Here is a 21893-nt window from a genome sequence, read left to right as displayed (position 1 = left end):
ACATTAGGCATGCCTAAAAATAGTTATATTTCATCGCATAATTATACTAACATGAAGTTAAAATCATTATTCTTACTCTTAACACTGTTCGTTTTCTATAGCAGCTGTAAGAACAATTCCAAACCATCAAAGAATTCGATAAACACCTCTGAAAAGAAAAGTGTAAAGAATATAAGTGAACTGACCTATGTGGAAATTTACTATGCTCTTTTTACGAATAATAACGGTGGTATGGATTTTCATGGAGATGCATTTGGTCAAGGCGCTGTTTCAAGTCTATCGATGACAGAAGTGAATGATGACTGTGGTAAAGGATTCTTTTTAACTAATACTAGTGATAAGAATATAGATTTGGCTGTAAAATCAAGTTTCAGCTTTCCAGGAAATCCAACAAATGAAATTGTAAGAGCGTATAAAATAAAACCAGCCGAAAAGATTTCGATAGGAAATTCTAAACTATGCTATGATGGTAAAGAATTTATGATACAAAAAGATGTAATTTCAGCTGGCTTCTCAACTAACCTAGAAAAATAATTACCATCCTCCTGACTTAGCAGGGGCAATATTTTTTAGCCTTGTATAAATAGTAGTTTTCCCATGTTCACGTTGTAAATGCGAAGTCATTATTAAAATGGCTTGCAATCTTGACATCGTACTTCCAAAAAACTTAATCTCCTCATTTAAATCTTGTTGTGTTAACTTTTTCATCCCAGACTTAATGAATTCAAACGAGGCTTTTAGATCTTTAACAACATTCGTTTTATCTTTTTTGCCTGATATTGGAGAGGGTTTCGGCGCAGTAAGTTTTACTACAGATGCAAATAAGTAGTTTGCTCCAGAAGTGTGCCCAATTTGATCGGCAAAACTTCGTAACTCTTTTGTAGGTTTAAATGAATAATAGTTAGCTGGCATAGCTTCGGCTGTCCCAATAACCATTGCCGACATATTATCCCAGGCTTTTAATGCTTGAGAGGGCTTGACTTGAGCAAACGTTAGATTTACCGCTAATACAAATAAAAACAATAGAGATTGTTTTTTAATAATCGAATTTTTCATGATGCATAATGATTTTAAAATGATGTGTCAAAGCTATTTCGATAAACTCTTTTTAGAAAGTAGATTGTGATGCACCGTTTAATTTGTGATGATTGGTTTTTCATAATTCCATTCGTCACAAAAGAAACCAAACAACACAATTAGATGTTTAAAGATTAGCAAGATATATACCTTGGCTACTTAATTTAATTCATATAAAATCATGAAAAATACGTTCGTGTTAATCTGTTTCCTTCTGATGGTCGGATTAGCTTTTGGTCAACATAAAAAGGAAAACACAATATTTAAAAATACAGATGGGGTGAAGATGAAATATGCGTATAATTTACCAAAAAATTATGCAAAGAATAAAGAGTATCATGTTCTCATAGCACCAGGCGGGGGAACCGCCGACGATAGCAATGATTTTCTCTTTTGGGGAAGGAATACTGCCAACTATGATTGGATATTGATAGAAACAAATGCAACGATTAGGCCTAATAATATGAAAACCCTTAAAGCATTTTTTGATCATTTAAAGCAGCAATTTAAACCGAAAGGAAATAAGTTTCACATTATGGGGTTTAGCGCAAATAGTGCTGGGGCATTCAAAACCGTGTTAAACCTTCCAGAGTATTTCCATAGCATAACGGGAGTACCTGGTCATCCAAGAACTGCAAACAAGAGGGAATTAATAAAGCTTAAGAACATAAAAGTGAATTTTATTGTAGGTGAGCATGATGGTTATTGGCTAAACAGTGCTAAAAGGTTTAATACTACGCTAAAGGAATTAGGTGTTGAGGTAAAGTTGCAAATTGTAAAAGGCGGTGGGCATGTTCTTAAGGAGATTATAGGGGATCGATTTATGAAATTTATGGAGTGGTTAAAATAATAATAAGATATATAGGGTTTTTAGAGCTGAGACTGTTTTAGTTGAATATAGAATCTGTAAAAAAAGGGAATAAGAAGGAATCTCTTCTGAACACAATATTATTGCTTTTTTTCAGTTTAGTATTTTGTTGTTAAAAGTGGAAGAAAGATATACCTATTTGATTGAAAAATAATATATTTGGTTTCACAAAAAAATTCTATAACTTTTATGAAGTTATTTCTACGATTAAAGATTACCCTTATAGCACTGTTTTCGGCCCTTAGTTTAAGCGCACAAGAAACACTTCCTATCTATTCTGATTACTTGTCTGACAATGTATTTTTAGTTCACCCTTCGGCTGCCGGTATAGGTAATACGGGAAAACTGAGATTTACAGCAAGACAACAATGGGCAGGAATTAAAGATGCACCTAGCTTACAAACAATGAGCTTTCATAATAAATTTGGAAGAAAAGCAGCATTAGGAGTTGTAGTATTCAACGATAAGAACGGATTTCATTCGCAAAAAGGGGTACAAGGAACATACGCGTATCACTTGGAATTGAATAGAGGGAACTATTTTAACCAATTATCTTTTGGTGTATCCTTTACAGGAGTTCAGAACCAAACGGATCAATCTACTTTTACAGGAGATCCAGCTGTGGCGCAATTAATAGAAAGCACAAGTTACTTTAATGCGGACTTTAGTGTTGCATACCATTATGGAGGCTTTTCGTCTTATTTAACTGTCAAGAATCTTTTATTATCTGCTAAGAATAATTTGAATAATAGCTTAGAGCCATTAGATCTAAGAAATTATATTGTTAGTCTAGGGTATTATTTTAATAATAAAGATGCGTTTGTTCAGTTAGAGCCTTCTATTATGATTCAGCTTAGAGAAAGTACAGGTGAAAGAATAGCAGACTTCAATATAAAAGCCTATAAGACCTATAATGAAACTCAATTTTGGGCGGCATTATCTTACAGAAGAAGTTTTGATTCTAACCCTATAGAAAACTTAAAATATATTACTCCTATTATTGGGGTTAACTATAAAAAAATGATGTTTTCTTATACGTACACAAAACAGTTGAACGATATAGTATTAACGAATGCAGGATTTCATCAAGTTTCTGTAGGTGTTAATTTGTTTACAAGAAGACCTAGAGCGGCTGCTTGTCCAAATATCAATGCTACTTTCTAGAATTAAAAAGCAACTTCACATATAGTATAACCTTGTCTGTATCCTAATATAGCTTGAAGTGGACGACTATCAGAATTTATAAGGATGGATTGAACACCTTTGTGTGTAATTTCTTCATTTAGAAGATTGTTCTCAGAAAGAATACGTTTTGTTTGTTTGGCAACTGCTTCACCAGAATCTATTATATGAATATCGTTTCCCACAATATTTCGAATTTGTGGAATCAAGTAAGGATAATGAGTACAACCCAAAACAATGCAATCTGCATTTTTATTGAGTATATTCTGGAGGTATTTTTTCAAAAGCAACGTCATTTTCTCTGAGTAGATTTTTCCACGTTCGATTAACTCAACGAGACCTTCTCCTACTTGTTCTACAATAGTTATACTATTATTTATAGTATTTGATGTTTGCTCAAATAATTGACTGTTTAACGTTCCTTTTGTGGCTAGTATCCCTATAACGTTTGTTGCCGTTTTTAAAGCTGCTGGCTTAATGGCAGGCTCAATTCCTATAAAAGGAACATTATAATTATTTCGCAATACTTCAATGGCATTAGTAGTAGCTGTATTACAAGCAACCACAATGATCTTACAGCCTTTTTGTAACAGATATTCCGTATTCTTAATGCTTAGGGCTATGATTTCTTCAGATGAGCGCTGACCATATGGAGCATTTGCACTATCTGAAAGGTAGATAGTATCTTCATAAGGCATGAGGTTGTTAATCTCTTTTAAGATTGAAGTTCCTCCGATACCAGAGTCAAAAACACCTATGGGTGGGTTAGCACTATTGTTCATGTGTGTAAAAATAAAAAAACCTACTTAGCTAAGTAGGTTTTTTTATTTTCTATTTAAATACTATTATTTTTTAGCTGCAGGTAACTCTACAAGTCCCAATTTAGCTTTTACCGCTGCATATAGATCTTCTCCTTTTTCAAAGGCGATTAACACACCTTTAGAAGTATCTATAACATAGATGATTCCTTTAGAATCTGCAATCTCTTGAATGGCTTTACGTGCTTTGTCTACAATAGGAGTAAGTCCGTCATTCATTTTTTGTTGCATATCATTTTGAGCCATTTGTTTAGATTGATTCAACCTTTTTTGATCATCTTGGATCTCTAAAGCTCTTTTTTCATTGATAGCTTTTGTTTGCTTATCTGACTCAGCACTATATTTAGTATACTTATCTTGTAATTTCTTCTCCATTCCTTGCAGCTCATCTTTCCAAGTTTTTTCAATTTTCTCTAAATTTTTGTTCAGAGCTTGCATTTCTGGCATACTGGCTACAACTTTACTAAAATCTATATGAGCTATTTTTTGTGCATTTGCAACACCACTCATACCCAATGCAAACACTGCAATAAATAGTAAACTCCTTAAATTTTTCATTCTTTCTTGATTTGTAATTAATTATTCTAATTTTTATTATTCTTTATCGAATCGTTCTTTTTCTTTATAGCTGCTTTTTTATCTCTTAAAAGTTTTCTTTTACGCTCTCTCTCTGCTAGCTTTGCTTTCCTTGCATCTTCAATCTTCTTCTTTTTAGCTTCTTTGTCGGCTAATTTTTTAGCCGCTAATGCAGCTTTTTTAGCTTGAGCTTGCTTTTGTTTTTCTGTTAACTCTTTTTTAGGTTTCGTTGACTTCTTTTTCTTTAATTCATCAACTTTTCTATTTCGATTTATCCTGTTTAAAATGAGATCGCTAATATCGTATTTTTTATTGGAATATAACATCACCAACTCGCTAGATTTGTCAAAAACAAAGTCATATTTTCTAATAGCAGCAATGCTTTGTACTGCATTGTATACTTGGTCCTGAATAGGTTTTACCAATTGTTTTCGTAACAGGTACATATCTCCATTTGGGCCAAAATAAAGAGATTCTAGTCTTCTAAGCTCTTGTTGCTTTAATGTGATCTCTTCTTCTTTCTCCTCAATTAAATCCTTTGTCAGAATAGCCTTTTCATTTGCCAGATCTGTCTTTAGAACCTCTATGTATCTAGCTAATTTGTCTAACTCGGCTCTCCATTTAGCTACTTTAGCATCTAATGTATTTTGTGCCTCTAAGTACTCAGGAACATTCTCGAGAATGTATTCCATATCTATATAGGCAACTCTTTGAGGCTTTTGCGCATAGGATGCTGTTCCTATACATAAGCTTAAAAAGATTAATAAAATTGTTTTTTTCATTTTAAATATATTTAGAAAAAACCATGCCAAATAAAAATATAGAGCAATATACTGCTTTTTAGAATTGCCTACCAATAATAAAATGCGTTTGCCATCCAGACTTACTGTTTGTTCCAGGTAATGTATCAAAACCATGTGCAAAGTCAATACCTAGTAAACCGAAAGCTGGCATAAATACTCTAATTCCTACTCCCGCTGATCTTTTAACATCAAACGGATTAAAGAAGCGAAAATTGTCATACGAATTACCGGCTTCTATAAAACCTAAAGTATAAATGGAAGCGGAAGGCTTATCTGTTATTGAATATCTTAATTCTAATTGGTACTTGGTATAGATGGTTCCTCCATCTATGGTAGATAAACGATTGTTCTCATATCCTCTAATACCAACAGTCTCTCTACCATCTAGTTGAAATTGAGCAATACCATCTCCACCTACAAAATATCTTTCGAAAGGAGAGTGCCCTAGTTCTCGATTATAATATCCTAAGAACCCAACTTCTGTATTGGTCATTAAAACCAGCTTTTCTGCTAACTTCGAATACCATTTACCTTTATATGATAATTTATAATACTCCAACCATTTGTATTTTTCTGCAACACTAATATTATCATAATCCTTGTTACTAAACAAAGAGTAAGGGAATGTTAGTTTTGCTCCTAAGCTAAATGTAGAACCTCTTGTAGGGAATATTAAACTTGGTCCAGCACTGTTTCTGCTAAATACAATATTATAGGATAGGTTATTCAAACTTCCATCGCTTAAAACATCAGATCCAACTCTAAATCCATAATCGTTAAGGGTAAAGTTTTGATAGCTTACCGTTTGAGAAAGTGAAAAGAAGTCATCTGGCCATCTTAATCTTTTTCCTAGTCCAATAGAAGCTCCAAGAATTCCTAAGTTTCTACTTCTGTCTACATCGAACGTTCTAGGGTTTAGTTGAAACTGCTTGGAACTATAGATAGAAAAACTTAACGATTGAGGTCTTTTACCACCCAACCAAGGTTCGGTAAATGAAAAACTATATGTATTAAAGGTCCTACTGGATTGTAATCGTAAAGATAAGCTCTGGCCATCACCCATAGGTAATGGTTTATATGCGTCTTTTTTGAAAATATTCTTCAACGAAAAGTTATTAAAAGACAACCCAAGCGTACCAATAAAGGATCCTCCTCCGTATCCCCCTTGTAGTTCTATCTGACTTCCTCCTTTTTCGACAACAGTGAATTCAATATCGGCAGTTTTATTCTGATAGTCAGGTTTTACATCTGGAACTACATTAGTATCAAAGAAGCCTAATTGACCTAATTCACGAATAGAACGAATAATCGCTGTTCTACTAAATAGATCTCCTGGTTTTACTCTAAGTTCTCTAAATATGACATGATCATTGGTTTTGTCATTACCAACAACTGTTACTTTTTTAATGGTAGCCTGCTCATCTTCTCTAATTCTGATCTCAACAGTAATTGAATCATTTACAACTTTAGTTTCGACAGCATTTACACTTGAGAAAAGGAAACCACTATCTTGATATAAAGTTTGAATATCTTCGGAACTAGGAGTTCCATCGCCAGAAATTCTTTCTTTAAGAACAGAACCATTATATAAATCTCCTTTTTGGATCTTAAGAATTTTATTTAACTGTTCATCGGTATACTTTTTATTACCGACATAAATAATTTCTCCAAATCTATATTGCCTTCCTTCTTCTAACTCAATTTCAAGATTAATGGTGTTATTATCATTCCAAGATAATTGATCATTTATGATTCTTGCATCTCTATATCCTAGTCGGCTGTATTTATCTAAAATACTTTCTAAGTCTTCTTGATAGTCCTCATCTATATATTTCGATCCTTTCCAAAATCTACCAGGAAAACTACGACGTGTGTTTTTCATAATGCCTCTAAGCTTAGAAGCGGATAACGCCTTGTTCCCTTTAAACGTAATATTCTTAATTTTTATTTTTTTACCCTTATTAACATCTACTAGCATGTTTACGGTGTTAATGTCGGAAGAATCCACTTGTGTGGTAATAGATACGTCTGTTTTTAAGAATCCTTTGTCCGTAAACTTTTTTCTAATAAAATTCTTAGAAGTAACAACTAGGTTGTCTGTTACCATAGCCCCTGTTTTAAGATCAGTTTCTTTTATCAGGTTTTTTGTTTTAGACTTACTAAGTCCGCTAAAAGTAACATTGTTTAATTGTGGTAGTTCTTTTACGTCAAATTGCAGATATACCGTATTGCCATCGATTTTTGCAAGGTAAACGTCTACATTGCTAAACTGTTTACTCTCGTATAGTTTTTTAATAGCGCTTGTAAGTTTGTCTCCGGGTAACTTAATAAGTTGCCCATCTTTTAGACCAGTAAATACCTTTACGGTGGATGCACTAAATTTTCTAAGTCCTGTAACTGTTATACCTCCTAAGATATATTCTTTTCCACTCTCATAGGAAAGGTTTGTTTTCTTTTGGGGGATAGAATCCTTAACCGTCTGAGCTGTCAAACTTAGATTAGAAGATAAAAGAATAAATAATATAGTAATTGATAAATTACTTTTTAGGTACTGTAATTTGCTCGCTTGTTTTTCCAAATCGTCTTTCTCTGTTCTGATATTCTATAATTGCATCGTAAAAATGCTCCATTCTAAAATCGGGCCAAAGTATATCTGTAAAATATAATTCGGCATAAGCCATTTGCCATAAAAGGTAATTGCTTATTCTTTTTTCGCCACTCGTACGTATCATTAAATCAACGTCGGGCAAATTAAACGTATATAAATGATTATTAATAACTTTTTCGTTAATTTCTTCTAAATGAATTTCGTTATTAACAACTTTTTTAGATATGTTTTTGATTGCATTAACAATTTCCTCTCTTGAACCATAACTTAATGCGAAAACTAGCTTAATTCCATTATAATCTTTGGTTTCTGAAATAACTGTCCTTAAAATTGTTTGTGCTTTTTTAGGTAATGAAATGATATCACCAATTGTACTTACTTGAATATGCTTTTTGTGAAATTCAGGAAGTTCCTTTTTCAATGTAGAAACCAATAAGTTCATTAGAGCATCAACTTCTAGCTTTGGTCTATTCCAATTTTCTGTCGAAAACGCGTACATGGTTACTGCTTCTACTCCAATTTCTTTTGCCGCGTCTACAGTATCTCGTATGGCAGTCATAGCATTCCTATGTCCAAAAATACGATTCATTCCTTTACCTTTAGCCCAACGACCATTACCATCCATAATAACGGCAACGTGTCTAGGAACTTTATGTAAGTTAATGCGTAGTTTTTTTTCCATAAATTATCTGCGACTTGAATAACATGCGGGTCTGCCAAATGTATAAATCAATGAAGCCCCTGTAAACATATACCAATCATTCCCTGTGCCACCGTAATCTAACTGCGGAAACTCCGGAGTAGAATAATCTAATTTATCATTGAATGTATATCTAACTCTAGTTTCAATTGCGAACGCTAATTTACCATAAATTTTGGACTTAAAACCAACACCAAAAGGTAAAGCTACTGAAGTATTCCTAGTAAATAAAAAATTACCAGGAGTTCCTGATGATTTCACGGTTCTATAATCATAAGCTGCAATACCTGCTAAAATGTATGGAGTGTATGTTTTGTCCGTAGAAGAGAGATCGTATTCAAAGAAATTAAATTCTATACCTAAAGCAAATTCATTAATTGTATTAGAAAAATTTAGCCCTCTATTTTGACGTACTAGATTGTCAGAATTAGCATCATTTGCTTTTATACGGATATATGTATAAGTTCCTCTAAAAGCTATTCTAGGATTTAAATTCCACTTGTACATTAATCCGGCTCCAACATCTTTCGGTTTTAGGTAACTTGTGCTTCCAATATCTCCAACATAATTGGAAACCCCCAAAAAAACACCAACTTCATTAATTTGAGTGTAACAATTTGTTGAAAAACAAATGAATAGTAAAATTATCGTATATCTTTTCATTCTAAAAAATAGCGTGCAAATATAGTTATTTCAATTTGCTTTTTTAAGTTATTAAAGGTCTTTTTTGAATAACTATTATTTATAATAATTATTGTTGCTAAGCTCTATTGATTAGATTGATTTCTGGTGTCTTCGCCCCAAAGTAATTTAGTACGTAGTGTCTTTAAAAACGTTTGGTTTTTAGGAATTATTGTTCGGATAGTAAAAGATGCTTTTTTCAAAAAGACTTTTGTCTCTTTTGGCAAGGTCACAATTCGGGAGTCTAATGAAATTAAAAAGTCCTTTTCTCTAGCATCAATTTCTAATTTTATTTGGGTGTCATCCGGAATTACCATTGGTCTTGCATTTAGGTTGTGAGGAGCAATTGGTGTGATGACCAAATTTTTTGAATTTGGTGAAATTACTGGTCCTTGACAACTTAAGGAGTATCCTGTAGATCCTGTGGGGGTAGCTATAATTAAGCCATCTGCCCAATAATTTGTTAGGTACTCCTGATTTAAAAATGTCTTTACCCCAATCATAGAAGTAGTATTCTTTCTAGCAATGGTAATCTCGTTTAAGGCAAAATTGAGTTCGTCTAAATCCTTATTCTTAGGTTCAGTGGATACTTGAAGTAATGTTCTTTCTTGAGTGTCGTACTTTCCTTTTACTAAAAGATCAATAGCGCTTTCGATTTCATCTTTTTTCACATTTGCCAAAAAACCAAGTCTTCCAGTATTAATGCCTAAAACTGGAATATCTAAATCTCTAACATACGTGACTGCTCTTAAAATGGTTCCATCTCCTCCAATACTAAATAACAAATCAAAAGAATTATTTAGGTCAGAAAAGCTAGAGAATTCAGGATATTTTTTTTGTATAATTTTATGTTCTTTCAATAAACCGTACAAATTCTTTTCCAAGAAAAAAACAATATTATTCTTTTCTAATGATGCAATTAAGAGCTTGATCTCTTTTGCAGCATGTACTGTATAGGACTGACCGTAAATTGCTACTTTTTTCATACTACATGTCTAGATATTTTTGCAAGTAATCTGATCTATTTTTCAGGTCTTTTAAATAAGAATCGTCATTATGTTCAGAAATGATAGCATAATTATACCTTCTAAAGGTTTGAATAACCGTATTGATTTCTTCTGAACTCACTTTTAAAGTTACTTGAAGGAGATCTGATTTTTCCTTTGAAATATAAATTCCTAGCAGTCTCGCATTATTGCTTTCAACAATTTGTGCAATTTCACTTATGGATAGATCTTTTTTAAGCTTTTCGACAGTAATAATTATTCCATGTTGATATAAAAATGGACTCGAATTAAAGACATCTAAAACGTCGTTCAATTCATAATATCCCAAATATTCTTTGTGCTCATTTATAACAGGTAGAATATTGGTGTCATTGTCTGAGAAAATAGTAATAAGATCTAATACGGTATCTGTTTCCGTTGCATAAAAAAATGTCAGCGCCTCTTTATGATTACCAATAGTATCATCTTTGTTCTCAATAGTCCTAATATCACTCTCCAAGAAACAACCTATAAGAATATTTTTATCTGCTACAGGTATATGAGTAACAGGAATTTCATTACAGATCTTTTCTGCACTATTAATACTACTCTCCAGCGAAAGCTCCTTGATTTCTTTTACGATATATTCATTCATATTCATCTATCACGAATATAGGCTAAAATGATTAAATGCGTTATTTTTGTGCTTTAAATAAACTCAATGACAAAGTTAAGTGTTAATATTAATAAAATAGCTACGTTACGAAACTCTAGAGGAGGAAATGTGCCAGATTTATTGAAGGTAGCTGTAGATATTCAAGAATTTGGAGCAGAAGGAATTACGATACATCCGAGGCCAGATGAACGCCATATTAAGTATCAAGATGCGTATGATCTTAAACCTATTGTGACTACGGAATACAATATAGAAGGAAATCCAATAGCTGATTTTATGGATCTAGTACTCGCCATAAAACCAACACAAGTTACGTTAGTGCCAGATGGAAATGATGTGCTGACTTCCAATGCTGGTTGGGATACTATTACGCATCAATCTTTTTTAAAAGAAGTAATCACGGACTTTAAAGACAATGGGATTAGAACATCTATTTTTATTGATACGGATCTCAAGCTTATTGAAGGCGCTGCTGAAACAGGAGCTGATAGAATTGAGCTCTATACTGAAGCGTTTGCAAGTCAATATGAAAAAGGAAATACAGGTGCTGTAAAACCATATACTGAGGCTGCTTTGTTAGCCCATGATTTGGGGTTAGGAATCAATGCTGGTCATGACCTTAATTTAGAGAATATTCAATTCTTTAAGCAAAACATACCTAATTTGGCAGAGGTCTCTATTGGTCATGCTTTGATTTCGGAAAGTCTGTATTTAGGCTTACAAAATGTGGTTAATATGTATTTACATCGATTACAATAATATGGATATTTTACATTCTAGGATTCTAGGTAAGGGGCGTCCTTTTTTAATACTTCACGGGTATTTTGGTATGGGAGATAATTGGAAATCTCTAGGTAATAAGTTTGCCGAATTCTATGAGGTACATTTGATCGATCAACGAAATCATGGAAGGAGTTTTCATGCCGATGAGTTTGATTATGAAATAATGGTAGAAGATCTATACAACTATATAGAACAACATAATCTTGAGGATTGTATCTTATTGGGCCATTCTATGGGAGGAAAAACAGCCATGCTGTTTGCTGTTGAATATCCAGAGTTGATTCATAAATTGCTTATTGCTGATATTTCCCCAAGGGCCTACGAACCGCATCATAATGAAATATTAGCAGCTTTAAATTCTGTAGATTTTTCTGTGCAAAAAACGAGGCAATTGGTAGATGAGAAATTAAGTGAGCTAATTCCTGAAATGGGTGTGAGGCAATTTTTATTGAAAAATGTATTCTGGAGGGAGAAAGGACAACTAGATTTTAGATTTAATTTATCGTCACTAACTGAAAACAATCCTGAAATAGGGCAGGCATTGCCGTCATTTACTTCTTACGAAGGCCCAACATTGTTTTTGGCAGGAGGGAATTCAGGTTATATTACGAAGGAGGAAAAACCGACTATTAAAGCACATTTCCCAAATTCAAATATTGTGATAATACCTAAGGCAGGGCATTGGTTACATGCGGACAATCCAGAATTTTTTTTTGAATTAGTTATGAAGTTTTTGAATTAGGTTTATAACATCTCAATTCCTTCTAAAATCAATGCCTTCAATTTAGAATTAGTAGAAGCTAACTCATTTAAATAGTTAGAGATTTTCTCGTTTAACGGAGGTTCCTCCGTCAATTCCAATATCTCCAGTGGTAATAACCATTCATTTTTATAATTATAACGTACTTCTTGAAATATTTTTTTAAGTAAGGATTCGTTTTTTGAAGAGGTTTCCCTCATTTTGCGAATGCTTTTGTAGTAGGACTCTAAAGTTAAAATACTATCCGATTTTTCAGGCTTAATCGTTAAGGTTCTTGATACATTATATAAATTCGGAAATGAATTAAAATCGGCAGCACCCGCAAAGGCCGAAACGATCTTTTTACCAACAACCATATCAAAAATACCATATTCAGGCTTAAATAGAACGTCGTCTTTGTATGTTACTGTGCAATCTTTTAATTGGATCAGCATTAATTTACCTTTTAAGTTTCGAAGACCTGTAACGTTCATGCCTTTTACCTTGATACCGCTTTCAAACTCAAAAGACAACCATTTCCCATCATAAAAATTATAGGCTTTAAGATCTACCGGCCCCATATCTTCAATAGCAAGATTGATGTTTTTTAATTTTCCTAAAGGAGAACTAAAACCATGTTTGTGGTAATCAATACCATGCCCGATTAATTCTTTTTCTCTATATGCTAATGCTGTAGGCCCCTCTGTCTTAAAAAATATAACTTCTCGGTCTTCGTTCAAAAGTACTCTGGAGAATTTTCCCGAAACTTGCAAACCTGTACTAAGCTCTATGGTACCAACCATTTGAGAATCTATCAATCGTTGTAATCCTCGACTACCTCCTTTACGCAGACTCATGCCTTTGGCAAATTCTTCTAATATTTGCATAAGATAAGAGAAATCAGGACTTACATATAGCTGAGGTTGCGGTTGCGTAATATCAAAGGATTGCTCCAATGCATCAATAGAATAAGGAATCTTTTTTACCTTATCGCTCATACACCATTTACTTTCTCCTATAGAAGAGAGTAAACCAGCACCATAAATTTTTGACGCGTTTTTATCTCCTAACAAACCATACTCTACAGTCCACCATTGCAGGTTTCGTATCTTAGCCATTTCTGAAAGCTCAACTTCTTTTTTTTGCAATAGATCTACTTCTTCCTCTGCGGCTCTTAGATCATCTGCCGCTACACTTTCGGCTTCTTTTAGAATAGATAATTTCCGAACGGCTTCGTAGAGATCTATATCATGTTTAGATAAAATAGCTTTAGCTCCTACTTCTCCTAAACGTCTCAAATATTCTGCATAATCTGGGTTCGCTATGATTGGGGCATGGCCTGCAGCTTCATGAATAATATCGGGAGCAGGAGTATATTCAATATTCTCCAATTGGCGAATGTCCGAGGCAATTACCAGAATTTTATATGCTTGGAATTCCATAAACGCATTTGGTGGAATAAAACCATCTACAGAAACTGCTGCCCAGCCAATTTCTTTTAAAATTCGGTTCATTCCATACATGCTTGGGATCTCATCAATTTTGATCCCCGTTTTCCCTAAGCCTCTTATATAAGATTCATGAGCATGCTTGGATAGATAGGCTACATTTTTACGCATTACATACCGCCAAACAGCTTGATTGATGGGAGTGTATTCATCGTAATTTTGAGGTTTTATGAACTGCTTTAAGTGAGGTGGTAACCTATCTATAAGTTCATTACTTTCATATCCTTTCGACTGTGCCATTCTAAATGGGTTTCAATAAAAAACAAAGGTAGTTAATGTGACGAAATTAACAGGTATTATAAATTGCTTTTAAAACAGCAAAATTTTTATGCAAATCGTATCGCTATTTTAATCGCAATGATAACGATTACCACTATGATAGTAACAAGAGTTCTCCATGAAAATATCATCCGGTTTAATTCGGTCTCTTCCTTTTTGATCTTTGCTCGAACTTCATTTCTTATTACTTCCGTTGGGTCGATCACATAGTCATCACAACTTTCGATAAAGTTAGGTTTTGCATTTGTAAGTGAGCAGATAATTCCAACACTCTGGTTAAAAGTTTTCTTTTCGCATTTTTTACAGAATTCTAATTGTTCTTTTGGACTCATCATTATGTAAATGTTCTTTTAATTATGCTAAACTCAGTATCAATTTAATTAGAGCAATTAACGCTAATAAAACTGTTAAAATCGTTCGCCAAGGAGGTCTTTTACTTACTTTGTCGATTGCTTCTTTAAGTTCTTTTTCAGCGACCAACATTTTATGTGCTTCTATTTCATCTTCTACATAATCATCACAACTACTAATAAAAGTGCGCCTAGTACTTGTTAAAGAGCATACAACACCGACTTTCATGTCAAATCCTCTTTTTTGACATTTTAAGCAATATTGTAATTGCTCCTCATCGGTCAGCATTTTATTTATCATGATTCGGTGAAAATTAAAACCCTAAATCATGATTTAGGGTTTTTTTGTTAACAATTTTAAAGATTACTTCTTAGATAATAAATCTCTAATTTCAGCAAGTAATTCTTCCTGTGTTGGTCCAGCTGGTGCTGGTGGTGGAGCTGGCTCTTCTTTTTTCTTAGTAGCGTTAATTCCTTTAATAATCATAAACATTACAAAAGCAACGATAATAAAATCGATTACATTAGTAATGAAATCACCATACATAACAGCAACTTCTCCCGAAACTTTTCCAGTCGCATCGGCAACTCCCTCCTTAACAATCCATTTTAAATCTTTGAAATCAGCCTTTACGACTAAGCCAATTAACGGTGAAACGATTCCCCCAGTAAATGAAGTAACCACTTGTTTGAACGCAGCACCCATTACAAAACCGACTGCGATGTCAACCAAGTTACCTTTCATAGCGAATTCCTTGAATTCTTTAACCATTCCCATATTTATAGTTTTTAGTTAGTTAATAGTGCCTTAAAAATAATAAAATTTTATTAAGCTTTCAGAATTCGCTTAACACGCTGAGAAATAGCAGTTAAAATTTCATAGGAAATAGTTTCAGAAGCTTCCGCAAAATTGTTTATGGTTTTTTGCGAATCAAAAATAATCACGGGATCGCCTTCTTTACAGTCAATTTTTGAAATATCTACCATTAACATGTCCATACATACGTTTCCTATTATTGGAACTTTCTGGCCATGAATTGTCACATACCCTTTTTCATTTCCAAGCTTCCTTGAAATACCATCGGCATGACCAATTGGAATTGTTGCTGTTTTTGCAAAACTTTTTGAAACAAAAGCACGGTTATACCCTACGGTTTCGCCTGGCTCTATCATATGAATTTGAGAAATGATAGAACTTAGCGTATGTGTGTTTTTTAATTGAGCAGTTTCTTGAGCGTCATTGCCAAATCCATATAAGCCTATTCCAATCCGTACCATGTCAAACTGAGCTTGAGAATAATTAACAACCCCTGAAGTATTCAGCGCATGAATCATGGGTTCATAATCCAAATGCTGATATATTTTCTTTACAATGGCAGCAAAATCATTAATTTGTCCAATAGTAAAATCTCTTTCATTTGCATCTTCACTCGCTGCGAGGTGCGAAAAAATTGATTGAACTCTTACATGATCAGAAGCCTTGATCTCTGACAATATTAAAGGAATATCGTTATGCCACAATCCTAATCTGTTTAACCCTGTATTAAATTTTAAATGAACAGGATAATTCATTAAAGGATGTTGATCCGCAAACTGCAGAAAAGCGCGAAGTATTTTAAAATTATAAAGACTAGGCTCTAGATGATACTTTACAATGGCATCGAAGTTTTGTATTTGAGGGTGTAATACCAGTATCGGTTTTTCTATACCTGATTCTCTTAACTCGACCCCTTCATGTGTATACGCAACGCCAAAATAGTCTATTTTGTCTTCTAAAAAAGAAGCCACTTTAATACCGTCACTACCATACCCAAAGGCTTTTACTACTGCTAGTACTTTTGTGGTAGGTTCTAGTTTGTTTTTAAAGTAGTTCAGGTTATGCTCTAAAGCATTTCCGTCAATTTCTAAGACTGTTACATGATTATTCATCATCTTTAATTTCTTCAGGGCTCGTAGCTTTTTGTTGAGCCTCTTTCATAGCTTTATAGTACGCCGCTCGACTAAGAGGTTCATATTCTTGAGTTTCTCCTAAAAATACAATATCATCGTTCTGGGCTTTTCTGAAGCTATAATTTGCTAAATTTCCTGTCCTAGTACAAACGGCATGTACCTTAGTAACGTATTCAGCGGTAGCCATTAAAGCAGGCATGGGGCCAAAAGGGTTGCCTTTGAAGTCCATGTCTAAACCAGCAACTATAACGCGAATACCTCTATTCGCAAGGTCGTTGCATACGGCTACGATCTCATCATCAAAAAATTGAGCCTCATCTATTCCAACCACATCTACATTATTCGCTAATAATCGAATATTTGAAGACGCTGGTACAGGTGTAGAACGTATCTCATTTGAATCGTGAGAAACCACCATCTCATCATCATATCTTGTGTCAACGGCAGGCTTAAAAATCTCAACCCGTTGCTTTGCAAACTGAGCTCTCTTGAGCCTTCTGATTAATTCCTCTGTTTTTCCAGAAAACATAGAACCACAAATTACTTCGATCCATCCAAATTGTTCTGTATGATTTACCGTATTTTCAAGAAACATTTTGTAATTTTAAGGCTTGTAAAAAGATTTGTCTTATTCGTTAAGAGTGAAGCAAATTTATTAAAAAAAGACTTCAAATAGGAATTAAAGGAAACAACTTATGCACAAAAAATTGGAAGCAGATCTCACTAGTTTAGCACACAGTATTTTACAAATGAAAAACAAAGAAGATGTTTTTGCTTTAAAGGATAAGGCATATGCTGTATATGAGAAATTAGCAGTGCTTGCATATGTAGAAGAATATATCAATAATACTCCTAACCCAAGCAAGACTAAAGAAGAGATTTTAGAGAAGATTGAAAACGTTGTAGAAGAAACTAAAAATGAAATAGTAGAAGAATCGATCGAAGTTGTTGAGGAAGTTGTAGAAGATAAGATTGATGAAACGATGGATGCCATAAAGGAAGAGCCAAAGGAAAAGGAAAAAGAAGTAGCGGAAGTAGAAGATGTTACTGACGTTCCTCTTGAAGGAAGTGAGGTTCTGGCTGAAAAGGAAGAGGAGCCTTTAGTACATTTTTTAGAGAATGATTTGTTTACAGATGAAGCGGATAAGGACGACGTTAAAAACGTAGGAGATAAGAAAGTTTTATCTTTGGATGAAGAGCTTCAAGATACAATTCCCGTAGATGTTGTAGCAGATTTGTTTGAGAATGCTCCGAAGAAATCTCTAAACGATAAATTACAGGGAGATATTCAAATAGGATTAAATGATAGAATCGCATTTGTAAAGAATTTGTTTGATGGAAGTCAGGAAGATTTTAATAGGGTGGTTTCTCAACTAAATACCATAAAAACAGAAAAAGAGGCAAAAAAGTTCATAAATAAAATGGTGAAACCGGATTATGATTGGACCGATAAAGAAGAACTTGAAGAGCGCTTTATAAGTATCGTAGAACGTAAATTTGTATAAAAGTCAAAGGGAATGAAAATAGAAGTTTCGAATGGAGAAATTATAGATAAGTATACGATCTTAGAGATCAAACTTTCTGAAATAAAAGATGCTAAAAAATTAAAAAATATTCAAGCCGAATATCGTGTGCTGACTCCTGTAGTACAAAGTATTTATACAGGGAGCAAAGATCAAGATCATTTAAAGAAGCTTCATAACGATCTTTTGGAAGTCAATAAAAAACTATGGAAAATCGAAGATGATATTCGAGAGTGTGAAAGAGCTAATGACTTTGGAAAAACCTTTGTAGATTTGGCAAGAGCAGTGTATTACACAAATGATGATCGTTCTGATGTTAAGAAAGAAATAAATGTATATACCGGATCTGATTTGGTAGAGGAAAAATCATACGAAGATTATAAGTCAGAATAGCATTTACTGCCCAATTCTATCTTTTAAGCGTGCTATTTCTTTTTTACTATTTCCTATAAAAATGTCTGAATCAACAATAAATACAGGGCGTTTTAAAAAAGTGTACTCGTCCAATATAAATTGTCTATAATCTAGTTCTGAAACGACCTCATTCTTCAGGTCCATTGCCTTATACTTTTTCGCACGTTTATTAAACAACCCTTCGTAACTATTAGACAACCCATACATTTGTTCGAGTTGAGTTACGGTTATTGAACTTGTTTTAATCTCTTGCCTCTCAAAACCTTCTAAATTCACTTCTTTTAAGATTCTTCGGCAGGTATCACAAGTTTGTAAAAAATAAACTTTCTTCATTTTTATAGATTATATTTGACTAAATTAATGATAAATATGAAGACACAAATTTCTGTTTTAAAAAAATCCCGAGAAATAACCTTAAAAGCGATCCAAGGATTAACATTAGAACAGTTACATAAAATTCCTACAGGGTTTAAAAATAATATTGCATGGAATGTAGCACACCTGGTGGTTACTCAGCAATTGTTGAATTACGATTTGTCTGGATTAAATTGTTTAGTTTCTGATGAGTTGATAGCAGGATACAGAAAGGGCACTTTTCCAGAAAAAGAATTTACGGAAGAAGAATTTGAAGAGATCAAAGAATTACTCATCGGGCTACCAAATACATTAGAGGAAGATTATGATGCAGGTATTTTTAAAAAGTATAAAGAGTATCAGTCGAGCACTGGATATATAATGAACTCGATTGAGTCCGCAATTTCTTTTAATAATTTTCATGAAGGTATCCACTTGGGAATAATCATGTCACTTAAAAAATTGGTCTAAAAAGATGGATTATTTTTCAATTGCGACAATACTAATTGTTCTTTCGGCAATTTTTGGATATATAAATGTACGATTTATAAAACTACCAAGTTCAATAGGGCTTATGGTTGTAACGATCCTTTTCACCTTGGTTGTCTTAGGACTTAGTTATTTTGATGATACTTTACTTCAAAAGGAGAAAGAGCTTATTACAAGTATAGATTTTAAAACCGTCCTCTTGGATGTGATGCTTAGTTTTTTATTATTTGCTGGAGCATTGCATACCAATTTCCAACAATTAAAAATACAGCGTAAACCCATACTGATATTTGCAACATTAGGGACGTTGATCTCTACTTTCCTATCAGGAGCCTTCGTGTATTATGTACTCCAATTTTTAGGTTTGGGAGTCGATTTTATATATTGTTTACTCTTTGGAGCCTTAATTTCCCCAACAGATCCGATAGCGGTTCTAGGGATTATGAAAAAAGTAGGCGCTCCGAAAAAACTAGAAACCAAAATAGTAGGAGAATCATTGTTTAATGATGGAGTAGGGGTTGTTATTTTTCTTACGATTTACCAAATTGCAAAAGGAGGCTCCGATATTAGTTTTGGACATGTGGCAGAGCTATTTTTAGTTGAAGTCGGAGGAGGGTTAGCGTTAGGAGCAATTATCGGTTGGTGCACATATAGATTAATGAAAAGCATCAATGACTATGATATTGAAGTAATTATAACAATAGCTGCTGTTATGGGAGGTACCATGCTTGCACAACAATTGCATTTGTCAGCACCGCTGGCTATGGTTACGGCTGGATTAATAGTAGGAACTGATACCGTAAGGCAATCTTCTATGAGTGAAGTCACAGAATTGTATGTAGATAAATTCTGGGAATTAATCGATATTCTACTCAATACCATATTGTTTGTTATGATTGGTATGGAAATGTTAGTACTTACATTTAATAGCTCATATATTGTGGCAGGATTTATTGTAATTCCCTTATTGCTTTTATCTAGATATGTATCATTGTTATTACCGATTAAGCTATACGCCAATAAATTAGACTTTGTTCCTCGGACGAATCTGATCATGACTTGGGGAGGATTAAGAGGAGGTATATCTATTGCACTGGCCTTAAGTTTAACACAAGTAATGGAACGAGAATTATTTTTAGTAATCACGTATATTGTTGTAGTATTTTCAATCGTAATACAAGGGTTGACCGTAGGTAAGTTAATTAAAAAATATACTTCGTAAAACTCGTAAGTTTATGGTAATTTTGTAGACCTTAAAATAAATTATTTATTCATGAAATTCAATACTAAAACAATTCACGGAGGGCAGAAGCATGAAGAAACCACTGGTTCGGTGATGCCTCCAATATTTCAAACATCAACATATGCTCAGTCTAGCCCTGGAGTACATAAAGGATATGAATATTCCAGAGCGGCCAATCCGACAAGAACTGCATTAGAAGATAATTTTGCAGCCATCGAAAACGGAACACATGGTTTTGCGTTTTCATCTGGATTATCAGCTATTGATTGTGTGTTGAAAATGTTGAATCCAGGTGATGAGGTCATTGCAGGAGATGACCTGTATGGAGGAAGCTATAGAATGTTTACGAGAATGTTTCAAAAATATGGATTGAAATTCCAGTTTGTGGATATGAACTCAGTGGAAAATGTTGGCCGTGTTGTAAGCAAAAACACAAAGTTGGTTTGGCTCGAAACACCTACGAATCCCTTAATGAAGATTGCCGATATTGAGGAAATATCAAAAACAGTAAAATCTACGAACCCAAATATTCTTGTCGCTGTAGACAATACATTTGCCACTCCGTATTTACAACAACCTTTAGATTTAGGTGCAGATATCGTAATGCATTCGGCAACCAAGTACTTAGGAGGTCATTCAGATCTAGTAATGGGAGCTTTAATGGTGAAGGATCAAAAGCTTGCAGAAGAACTTCATTTTATTCAATTTGCAGGAGGAGCGGTTGCTGGACCGATGGATAGTTTTTTAGCTTTAAGAGGAATAAAAACATTACACGTTAGAATGCAACGTCATTGTGAAAATGGAAAGGCGGTAGCTAATTTTTTAGCTGGACATGATAAAGTGGGGGCTGTATATTACCCTGGTTTTGAAGATCACCCTAATCATGAAGTAGCAAAGAAACAGATGAAAGATTTTGGAGGAATGGTTTCCTTTAGGTTAAAAGATGAACGTAAAGAAGCGGCCTTTAAATTTCTTGAAAGTACTTCAGTTTTTACATTAGCGGAATCATTGGGAGGTGTGGAAAGTTTAGTGAATCACCCCGTAACTATGACACATGCATCTATTCCGGAACCAGAAAGGTTGAAAATAGGTATTACGGATTCGTTAATTCGATTAAGTGTTGGTATTGAAGATGAAAAAGATCTTTTAGAAGACTTAGAACAAGCACTACAAGTATAATATAAAAAGGGAAATCAATTTGATTTCCCTTTTTTATTAAGATTAAACTAGGGGTTATTTAACCTTAGTGCTATCCTGAATATTAGGGGACTATTCATTTTAGCAAA

The 21893-nt window shown here is 33.7% G+C and carries 26 protein-coding genes; 10 read left to right on the top strand and 16 right to left on the bottom strand.

Going from position 1 to position 21893, the window contains the following annotated elements; all coding sequences use genetic code 11:
• Positions 1–51 precede the first annotated feature (51 nt).
• Positions 52–534: a hypothetical protein gene (locus RQM59_RS00795; protein ID WP_349240150.1), complete on the top strand. Its 483-nt coding sequence runs from the start codon at positions 52–54 to the stop codon at positions 532–534.
• On the opposite strand, the gene RQM59_RS00790 is transcribed toward RQM59_RS00795, so the two are convergent.
• Complete coding sequence (locus tag RQM59_RS00790) at positions 535–1056, bottom strand: DinB family protein (RefSeq protein ID WP_349240149.1); 522 nt, start codon at positions 1054–1056, stop codon at positions 535–537.
• Between the two features lie 202 nt (positions 1057–1258).
• Between RQM59_RS00790 and RQM59_RS00785 the strand changes: the two genes are divergently transcribed.
• A complete protein-coding gene (locus RQM59_RS00785) occupies positions 1259–1927 on the top strand; it encodes an alpha/beta hydrolase family protein (protein ID WP_349240148.1) in 669 nt (222 codons plus the stop codon).
• Positions 1928–2134: 207 nt separating this feature from the next.
• Positions 2135–3109 carry a PorP/SprF family type IX secretion system membrane protein gene (locus tag RQM59_RS00780; protein ID WP_349240147.1) on the top strand — a complete coding sequence of 325 codons (975 nt, stop codon included), beginning with the start codon at positions 2135–2137 and terminating at the stop codon, positions 3107–3109.
• Between the two features lie 2 nt (positions 3110–3111).
• Here RQM59_RS00780 and murI read toward each other — a convergent pair whose 3' ends face one another.
• The 8 genes from murI to RQM59_RS00740 form a co-directional block, all read right to left on the bottom strand.
• On the bottom strand, positions 3112–3909 hold the full coding sequence (murI, locus tag RQM59_RS00775) for a glutamate racemase (RefSeq protein ID WP_349240146.1): 798 nt from the start codon (positions 3907–3909) through the stop codon (positions 3112–3114).
• Between the two features lie 63 nt (positions 3910–3972).
• The gene (locus RQM59_RS00770) at positions 3973–4503 is read right to left on the bottom strand and encodes an OmpH/Skp family outer membrane protein (RefSeq protein ID WP_349240145.1); all 531 of its coding nucleotides are present in this window, start codon (positions 4501–4503) and stop codon (positions 3973–3975) included.
• Between the two features lie 26 nt (positions 4504–4529).
• On the bottom strand, positions 4530–5303 hold the full coding sequence (locus tag RQM59_RS00765) for an OmpH/Skp family outer membrane protein (RefSeq protein ID WP_349240144.1): 774 nt from the start codon (positions 5301–5303) through the stop codon (positions 4530–4532).
• A 58-nt stretch (positions 5304–5361) separates the two neighbouring features.
• Complete coding sequence (bamA, locus tag RQM59_RS00760) at positions 5362–7902, bottom strand: outer membrane protein assembly factor BamA (RefSeq protein ID WP_432208128.1); 2541 nt, start codon at positions 7900–7902, stop codon at positions 5362–5364.
• Positions 7862–8614: an undecaprenyl pyrophosphate synthase gene (gene uppS / locus RQM59_RS00755; protein ID WP_349240142.1), complete on the bottom strand. Its 753-nt coding sequence runs from the start codon at positions 8612–8614 to the stop codon at positions 7862–7864. Before uppS ends, bamA begins: the two co-directional genes overlap by 41 nt.
• Before the next feature lie 3 nt (positions 8615–8617).
• Complete coding sequence (gene porG, locus RQM59_RS00750; RefSeq protein WP_349240141.1) at positions 8618–9295, bottom strand: type IX secretion system protein PorG; 678 nt, start codon at positions 9293–9295, stop codon at positions 8618–8620.
• Positions 9296–9399: 104 nt separating this feature from the next.
• Positions 9400–10299, bottom strand: a complete 900-nt coding sequence (locus tag RQM59_RS00745) for an NAD kinase (RefSeq protein WP_349240140.1) — start codon at positions 10297–10299, stop codon at positions 9400–9402.
• A 1-nt stretch (position 10300) separates the two neighbouring features.
• Entirely contained in the window at positions 10301–10960 is a 660-nt protein-coding gene (locus tag RQM59_RS00740; RefSeq protein ID WP_349240139.1) for a CBS domain-containing protein, read from the bottom strand.
• 60 nt (positions 10961–11020) lie between these two features.
• On the opposite strand from RQM59_RS00740, the gene RQM59_RS00735 reads away from it, so the two are divergent.
• The gene (locus RQM59_RS00735; protein ID WP_349240138.1) at positions 11021–11734 is read left to right on the top strand and encodes a pyridoxine 5'-phosphate synthase; all 714 of its coding nucleotides are present in this window, start codon (positions 11021–11023) and stop codon (positions 11732–11734) included.
• 1 nt (position 11735) lies between these two features.
• On the top strand, positions 11736–12500 hold the full coding sequence (locus RQM59_RS00730; protein ID WP_349240137.1) for an alpha/beta fold hydrolase: 765 nt from the start codon (positions 11736–11738) through the stop codon (positions 12498–12500).
• Between the two features lie 2 nt (positions 12501–12502).
• Here RQM59_RS00730 and RQM59_RS00725 read toward each other — a convergent pair whose 3' ends face one another.
• The 6 genes from RQM59_RS00725 to RQM59_RS00700 form a co-directional block, all read right to left on the bottom strand.
• Positions 12503–14245, bottom strand: a complete 1743-nt coding sequence (locus RQM59_RS00725; RefSeq protein ID WP_349240136.1) for an aromatic amino acid hydroxylase — start codon at positions 14243–14245, stop codon at positions 12503–12505.
• An 86-nt stretch (positions 14246–14331) separates the two neighbouring features.
• Positions 14332–14619, bottom strand: a complete 288-nt coding sequence (locus RQM59_RS00720) for a hypothetical protein (protein ID WP_349240135.1) — start codon at positions 14617–14619, stop codon at positions 14332–14334.
• 19 nt (positions 14620–14638) lie between these two features.
• Positions 14639–14935 (bottom strand): hypothetical protein, encoded by a 297-nt coding sequence (locus RQM59_RS00715; protein ID WP_349240134.1) that lies wholly within the window; start codon positions 14933–14935, stop codon positions 14639–14641.
• A gap of 63 nt (positions 14936–14998) precedes the next feature.
• A complete protein-coding gene (mscL, locus tag RQM59_RS00710; RefSeq protein WP_349240781.1) occupies positions 14999–15406 on the bottom strand; it encodes a large-conductance mechanosensitive channel protein MscL in 408 nt (135 codons plus the stop codon).
• A 56-nt stretch (positions 15407–15462) separates the two neighbouring features.
• The gene (alr, locus tag RQM59_RS00705; protein WP_349240780.1) at positions 15463–16563 is read right to left on the bottom strand and encodes an alanine racemase; all 1101 of its coding nucleotides are present in this window, start codon (positions 16561–16563) and stop codon (positions 15463–15465) included.
• A complete protein-coding gene (locus RQM59_RS00700) occupies positions 16556–17179 on the bottom strand; it encodes a thymidine kinase (RefSeq protein WP_349240133.1) in 624 nt (207 codons plus the stop codon). Before RQM59_RS00700 ends, alr begins: the two co-directional genes overlap by 8 nt.
• Before the next feature lie 100 nt (positions 17180–17279).
• Here RQM59_RS00700 and RQM59_RS00695 point away from each other — a divergent pair, with 100 nt between their 5' ends.
• The gene (locus RQM59_RS00695) at positions 17280–18089 is read left to right on the top strand and encodes a DUF8457 domain-containing protein (RefSeq protein ID WP_349240132.1); all 810 of its coding nucleotides are present in this window, start codon (positions 17280–17282) and stop codon (positions 18087–18089) included.
• Between the two features lie 12 nt (positions 18090–18101).
• Positions 18102–18500: a DUF6165 family protein gene (locus RQM59_RS00690; RefSeq protein ID WP_349240131.1), complete on the top strand. Its 399-nt coding sequence runs from the start codon at positions 18102–18104 to the stop codon at positions 18498–18500.
• Positions 18501–18503: 3 nt separating this feature from the next.
• Here the strand turns inward: RQM59_RS00690 and RQM59_RS00685 are convergent, their stop codons facing one another.
• Entirely contained in the window at positions 18504–18854 is a 351-nt protein-coding gene (locus RQM59_RS00685) for an arsenate reductase family protein (RefSeq protein ID WP_349240130.1), read from the bottom strand.
• Positions 18855–18890: 36 nt separating this feature from the next.
• Between RQM59_RS00685 and RQM59_RS00680 the strand changes: the two genes are divergently transcribed.
• The 3 genes from RQM59_RS00680 to RQM59_RS00670 are packed head-to-tail and all read left to right on the top strand — an operon-like array spanning position 18891 to position 21786.
• Complete coding sequence (locus RQM59_RS00680) at positions 18891–19346, top strand: DinB family protein (RefSeq protein ID WP_349240129.1); 456 nt, start codon at positions 18891–18893, stop codon at positions 19344–19346.
• Between the two features lie 4 nt (positions 19347–19350).
• On the top strand, positions 19351–20586 hold the full coding sequence (locus tag RQM59_RS00675) for a cation:proton antiporter (RefSeq protein ID WP_349240128.1): 1236 nt from the start codon (positions 19351–19353) through the stop codon (positions 20584–20586).
• A 51-nt stretch (positions 20587–20637) separates the two neighbouring features.
• Positions 20638–21786 (top strand): cystathionine gamma-synthase, encoded by a 1149-nt coding sequence (locus RQM59_RS00670; protein WP_349240127.1) that lies wholly within the window; start codon positions 20638–20640, stop codon positions 21784–21786.
• The last annotated feature ends 107 nt before the right edge of the window (positions 21787–21893 follow it).

The sequence above is a fragment of the Asprobacillus argus genome, from assembly GCF_032248395.1.
In the GTDB taxonomy this organism is placed as follows: domain Bacteria; phylum Bacteroidota; class Bacteroidia; order Flavobacteriales; family Flavobacteriaceae; genus Polaribacter; species Polaribacter argus.
Note: the sequence above shows the minus strand (reverse complement) of the source record. Positions and strands in the feature narration are given on the sequence as shown.